Raw genomic sequence first — 6625 nt, forward strand, 5'->3', positions numbered from 1 at the left:
ATGACGATCACGCACAGTTCTCAAACTGGGGAATTTTCAACCAGCACATTTGGGGAGATTACAACCAGCACTCACACGTGGGTATGCCGCGCACAAATTCCGTGAAGATCTCTGGGACCGGGGGGGCGCGTCCTGTCATTCTGCCAAGGAAGAATGATCCGGAAGTTGCCAGTCCCAAATGGGCTTACAGACTACTGGTATCTGGCCGAAAACCTGCGGGAAGGGCTCAAGGAGTGGCGGGCTGTCGTGATCCGATATGAGAAGACTGCGGCATCCTCAGCGCTACAACACCAGACTATATCAAGGCCTAACAGGCCCCTCGACCTTGATATAATCTGCCGTAGCAGCGTGCATCCCACAGGTTGTATTTGCAGCGCAGGCAGCGGAGCTGGTGCGACGCCTGATTGGTTTCCTGACAGAAATACCGTTTAAAACAGTACGTTAAACGACGTATGTCATTGTTTTTTAAATGATTAGAAAATCATGATACAGGAAAGACAAATACCCTTTCCCTATTCGTCACGAAAGTCGCCATTTTAAGGCAATACAGCTTTCAATAGTCTAGAGGAGATACTCATGGGTAGCACTGGCAGTGTAAGTGCATGGGAAGAAGCCCTTCTTGTTGCATTGATTCAGTACCCTGTTCCGGTTGTAAAGGGTCCTGAAGATATTCAGACACAGGTTGACCAGATATGTCGTGCGGTTGCTTCTACCAAGGCGGGTTACCCTGATCTCGATCTTATCGTTTTTCCGGAATATTCGACTCAGGGACTCAATACAGCCATCTGGACCTATGATGAAATGCTCCTTACGCTGGAAAGTCCGGAAATCGGTCGTTTTCGCCAGGCATGTCGGGAAAATGATGTCTGGGGCGTATTTTCCTTGATGGAAAAGAACGAAGATCCGTCCCTGCCGCCGTATAATACAGCAATAATCATCAATTCTGATGGCGAAATAGCACTGCATTACCGCAAGTTGCAGCCATGGGTGCCTATCGAGCCGTGGTCACCCGGCAATCTTGGTATGCCAGTATGCGACGGTCCCAAGGGTTCGAAGCTGGCCGTATGTATCTGCCACGATGGTATGTTCCCGGAACTGGCGCGTGAAGCGGCTTATAAGGGTGCAAACGTCTATATCCGTATTTCAGGATATTCCACCCAGGTAAATGACCAGTGGATATGGACAAACAGGACCAATGCCTGGCAGAATCTCATGTATACCATATCGGTTAATCTGGCCGGGTATGACAATGTATTCTACTATTTCGGTGAAGGTACGGTCTGCAACTATGATGGAAATGTCATTCAGCAGGGGCAGCGCAATCCATGGGAAATCGTGACGGCGGAACTCTTTCCGCGACTGTCTGACAAGGCACGTGAAAACTGGGCTCTTGAAAATAATATATTCAACCTTGGGTGCCGTGCCTACGTAGGCAAACCGGGGGGCGAACGTGCCAATTACCTGACATGGGTGACGGATCTGGCAGCAGGTCAGTACAAACTGCCCTGGGATGAAAAAGTCCGTATCCGGGATGGATGGAAATACTATCCCGAAGGTGTGAAACTCGGGCCGATGCCTAAAAAATGACCTTGTTCATGCCGGCTGTTCAACAGCCGGCATTTTTTATTTCTGCAATACCTGCAACACCCGGGCGGTAGCAGAGGCGCGGTTTTCCACGCCTATTTTGACATAGCTCTGTTCGAGATGCTTGTTGACCGTGCGTGGACTGATGGAAAGTATATCTGCAATATCACGATAGGTTTTTCCTTGTGCCAGCCAGATTATGACTTCAGCTTCTCTGGCAGTCAGTTTTAATGTTTTCTGAATAATTTCCCTGTTCCGATTTGCATCCGTAACGGCCAGGCGAACCAGAAATTCTCCCGGTTTCTGCTGCCCCATAAAGGACAGGGTGATGCTGTTTTCTCCTTCCTTGCGCGAGGAATAAAAAAATTGCGATTCTACCTGATCAGGCTGACTGATGCAGTTCAGAAGCCATTTCTGCATGTCGCCAGGCAGGGCGGGAGCGCCCTCATGCAACGTGTATTCCAGCATTGCCGGCACATGGGGTGTAAACCACAGGCTGTGACCGGCAGGATCGGTGGCCAGGAAATGCCGCCCGGAAAAGTTTAGAGCCCGAAAGGCATGATGGGCCTTGCGCGCATTCTTCAGATGCGTCCGGACCCGGGCCAGGAGTTCCGCGGGCTGTACCGGTTTAATGATATAATCCACACTCCCGGCATTGAATGCCTGCACAATGTGCTGCTGCTCCGACAGTCCTGTCATGAAGATAACGGGAATATGGGCATACTGTGCCTGATTTTTTATTTGCTGGCAGGCCTGAAAGCCATCTGTTCCCGGCATGACTGCATCAAGCAGGATAAGATCTACTTCTATCTGCGGCAGGATGGAAAAAGCCTGTTCGGCGGAAGTGCTGACGAGAGGCGTGTATTGCCCACTTTCAAGAATATCGGATATGAGCGCCAGGTTATCCGGCGCATCGTCGATAACCAGTATGATCCCTGTCATGCCTCTGTCTCGTATGTATTCAGAAAGGATAGTAATTTCTGAATATCAAAATGACCCGCCATTTTCCGAAGGATTTCAATATCGGATGAAGGTGCGGTTTCAATCTGATCAAGGAATTTTAATATTCCGCTTATGTAACCAATCTGAGCCAGTCGCCGGAGTTCTTCAATGTCTTTTTTCTGAATTTTTCGAGATGACATCGGGCGAAGGGAAGATGGCGCTGCTGACTTCCTGCTTTTCAAGAGTGCCTCGATCTTGCCAACGAATTCCGGTATCGAAACAGGCTTGTACAGCATGCCATCGCACAGCCGGTCATGAAAAGAAGAAACCCGGGATATCCTGTTGGCTGACACCATAAGAATGACAGCATGGGGATTAATGTCATGGCGGATCTTGTGTGCAAGTTCCCATCCGTTCATACCGGGCATCATGATATCCAGAAGAAACAGATCGATGGGGACATGCCGCGCGGTATCAAGGCATTCTGCGCCGTTTGTTGCCGTATAGATCACGAAACCCAATGGCTCGAGAATGTCGGTAACCAGTCCTCGGTGAATGGGATCATCATCGACCACGAATATACGGGGCTTCTGGCTGCCGTGATGCGCGGGCATGGAAACGGCCGGCGTTATTTTTTCATCAGTAAGGGCTTCTGAAAGCATAAGTCGGACCCGGCAGGTTGTGCCGACCCCCACTTTGCTGGTGAATTTCAGATCGCCGCCAAGTATTTGCACCAGTAATTGTGTTATGGTCAGGCCCAGCCCCGTACCGGCTATGCTGCTGGCAGTTGCCATGCTGCCACGCTGGAAGGGTTCAAGAATACGTTCCCGGTCTTCTTCCGGAATGCCTATGCCCGTATCGCGGATTTCAAAGGTAGCGATTTCAAGATTCCAACGTATGTTGAAAGAAACAGAACCATGCTTTGTGAATTTTATGGCATTGGAAAGAAGATTGATCAGAATCTGCCTTAATCGCCGCTGGTCACTGTAAACATATCGGGGCAGGTTTTCAGGTATGTCGCATATGAAGGAGAGACCTTTCTGCGTGGCCTGGAATTCCATCATGCCGGTCAGATGGCGCAGGAATTCAGGCAGGTTGATCTTCTCACGCAGAATATCCAGACGGCCCGCTTCGATTTTCGATATATCAAACAGTCCTTCCACCAGGCCGCTCAGATGCTCCGCGCTGCGCTGGATGACCTTGAGCCCTTCCTGCTGGCGCCCGGGTGCCAGCATGCGGTGCTCCAGAAGGTAAGCATAGCCGAGAATGGAATTGAGGGGGGTCCGTATCTCATGGCTGACGCCAACCATGAAGCGGCTTTTGGACAGATTGGCGCTTTCCGCCCGATCCTTGGCTTTTTTCAGCATCGCATCCGTACGGCGATGGGCCCTGATCTCGTTTCTCAGCAATCGGGTCTGGTAGCGGTTTTCATGTTCAGATGCCAGGTAGCTGCGATGTCGCAGGGCAAGAAACCAGGCAAGCACTGTCTGGGGAAGCTGAAGGAACAGGAAAACTTTCCAGAATATGATTTTGACCTGAGCCGCCTCAGCAGGGGAGTGCTGCCAGATAGCCCAGTAAAGACTGCCCAGGACAAGGGCCGACACCGCCATGAGGATCATGATGATACATATATAAAGCGCCATGACGGGAGAGATGTGGGACATGACCGACTGCGGCAGGATGCGATGGGCAATATGGGCAAACTGTTGCGGCATGCGGGTTGCTGACGGCTTGCAGTGATCGTGGCAGCGGGAATCCAGGGTGCAGCACAGGGAACAGATAAACCCGGCATAGACGGAGCACCGTGCCATGTCTTCTGCTTCAAACGTGTTCTGGCAGATCACGCATGTACGCAGTATCGGCTGCCCCGGCGCGAGCTTCATGGGGTTGCGGGCCAGGTAGTAGCGGCCTGTGGTCATATATCCGATCATGGGAACCAGAATGAATGCCCCCGCCAGCCCGAGCAGGGGAGAGAAGGCCGCGGCTGTCGCGCCGAGTACCCCGCTCCACGCCAGGGCGGCAAGGATCAACCCCCCGGTCATGCCGCCCACCCCTACAGGATTGATGTCATATAGATAGGCACGCCGGAATTCGATGCCTGGCGGGCTGATGCGCAGCGGCTTGTTAATGACCAGGTCCGCTGTCAGGGCACCAATCCATGAGGCGGCGATGTTTGAATGGATAAGAAGAATATTTATAAAAGTCGCATAAACATCCATTTCCATAAGAAGAAGTGCAAGGCCGACATTGAACACGAGCCAGACAATCCGGCCTGGATGGCTATGGGTCATGCGGGAGAAGAAATTGGACCATGCAATGGAGCCGGCATAGGCATTGGTAATATTGATCCTGATTTGCGAGAGCGTGATGAACATTGCCGCAAGCCCCATGGCAAGGGGCGGGTTTGAGGTCACCTCCCGAAATGCCAGCAGGTACATGGTCGTCGGTTCCTGGGCGTCTGCTGGCGAAAGGCCATGCCCCAGCACAAGCCATGCCAGAAACATGCCGGCAAGGATCTTGAGCCCGCCGGGAAAGATCCAGCCTGCGCCACAGACCAGAATGGCGGTCCACCATCCGATATGCTGTCGATATGTGTGTGGGGTCGGTAGAAACCGCAGGAAATCCGCCTGTTCGCCAATTTGTGTAATGACGGAAAAGATCAGTGACATGGCCCCACCGATTGCAAGTATCGGCTCCAACGCGGTGGCGGGGGCAAAGGGGGTGTGTACCCATTCACTGAAGCGGCCTGGACTGTGCCACATCATGGCGACAAACGGCGCGAGCTGCAGGACCAGCCAGATGGCGGTCGTCCATTTCTGGAAACGGCTGATCAGCGTGAAACCGTTCATGACGATCGGTATCACGACAAGCGCGGACAGGGCATATCCCATGGATAACGGGATATGGAAGCATGTATTCAGCATGCCTGCCAGAATCATGCCTTCGATAGCAAAGAATATGAATGTAAAGGATGCATAGACGAGCGAGGTCAATGCAGAGCCAATATAGCCAAACCCCGCCCCTCGGGCTAGCAGATCTATATCTATATTATACTTTGATGAATAATAACTGATGGGCAGGCTCAGGAAAAAAATCAGGAATATGGATAGCGCCAGGGCGATCACAGCATTTGTGAAGCCATAATGCAGGAATGCAAAACCACCGATCATTTCAAGGGCCAGAAAGGACACGCCGCCAAACGCCGTATTGGCAACGCTCAGTATGGACCAGCGGCGTGCGCTACGGGGTGTAAAGCGCAGCGCATAATCTTCCAGTGTTTCGTTGGCAACCCACCGGTTGTAATCGCGTCGGGAACCAATAATGCGCTGCTGTGGCGGCATGGATGCTCTTTCCTTGATGGCAGCCGGGACTCAGGAAAGTGACTTGCGAAAGGTTATTATACCGGAACATTTCCAGGCCCGGAACCCGCCAGATACGCAGGTGCCGTACGTCAATCGACGTATGGTTGGGCAGCATCATTTCATGAAACTGGCAGGCGTCACTTCATACAGTTTCCCCACGGGTGAATGTAAGGAAAGAAGCGCCATGTCAGACAAAAGAACTCCCCCATCCCGTTATGTCGCAAGCAGGCGCCAGCTGCTGGGTGGCATGTCCATGCTCTCGTTGGGGATGATTTTTCCCGGTCTGGCTTCGGCGGATACACCCGCTACGGCATCGGTCAACACATCCGGGCTGGCCGTTACGGACGATAGTGTAACGGTAGGAATTCTTCATTCAATTACCGGCACGATGGCATTGAGTGAAACGGGTTCGGTCGAGGCTGAAAAGCTGGCGATCGACCAGATCAACGAAACGGGCGGCGTCCTGGGCCGCAAGATCAAGTATATTCAGGAAGATGGTGCCAGCGACTGGCCCACTTTTGCCGAAAAGGCACGGAAACTGCTGGAAAACGATAAATGTGCATCGGTTTTTGGATGCTGGACATCGGCTTCGCGCAAGGCGGTGCTGCCAGTTTTTGAGCAGTATAACGGTCTGTTATATTACCCTACTTTCTATGAAGGGCTCGACGCGGAAATCTCACAGAAGGGTTGTACATCGGGTTAGATTATGAAAAAGTCTGTTTTGCACAAAAGAAATT

The 6625-nt window shown here is 52.0% G+C and carries 3 protein-coding genes and 1 pseudogene; 2 read left to right on the plus strand and 2 right to left on the minus strand.

Translation table 11 applies throughout. The features are described 5' to 3' along the window. Positions 1 to 576 precede the first annotated feature (576 nt). Positions 577 to 1587, plus strand: a complete 1011-nt coding sequence (locus DV027_RS16745) for a formamidase (RefSeq protein ID WP_130732950.1) — start codon at positions 577 to 579, stop codon at positions 1585 to 1587. A 36-nt stretch (positions 1588 to 1623) separates the two neighbouring features. Here the strand turns inward: DV027_RS16745 and DV027_RS16750 are convergent, their stop codons facing one another. Both DV027_RS16750 and DV027_RS16755 read right to left on the minus strand, forming a co-directional pair. After that, positions 1624 to 2526, minus strand: a complete 903-nt coding sequence (locus tag DV027_RS16750) for a response regulator transcription factor (RefSeq protein WP_130732951.1) — start codon at positions 2524 to 2526, stop codon at positions 1624 to 1626. Beyond that, positions 2523 to 5867 (minus strand): hybrid sensor histidine kinase/response regulator, encoded by a 3345-nt coding sequence (locus DV027_RS16755; protein ID WP_130732952.1) that lies wholly within the window; start codon positions 5865 to 5867, stop codon positions 2523 to 2525. Before DV027_RS16755 ends, DV027_RS16750 begins: the two co-directional genes overlap by 4 nt. Positions 5868 to 6072: 205 nt before the next feature. Between DV027_RS16755 and DV027_RS16760 the strand changes: the two are divergent. Further along, positions 6073 to 6555: pseudogene (locus DV027_RS16760) on the plus strand (transporter substrate-binding protein); the annotation flags it as partial. Positions 6556 to 6625: the final 70 nt, after the last annotated feature.

This window comes from Komagataeibacter xylinus, assembly GCF_004302915.1.
Lineage (GTDB): Bacteria > Pseudomonadota > Alphaproteobacteria > Acetobacterales > Acetobacteraceae > Komagataeibacter > Komagataeibacter xylinus_C.

Coding starts and splice junctions, on each gene's coding strand:
- DV027_RS16755 (WP_130732952.1), bottom strand. CDS start 5,867: ATGCCGCCACAGCAGCGCATTATTGGTTCCCGACGCGATTACAACCGG.
- DV027_RS16750 (WP_130732951.1), bottom strand. CDS start 2,526: ATGACAGGGATCATACTGGTTATCGACGATGCGCCGGATAACCTGGCG.
- DV027_RS16745 (WP_130732950.1), top strand. CDS start 577: ATGGGTAGCACTGGCAGTGTAAGTGCATGGGAAGAAGCCCTTCTTGTT.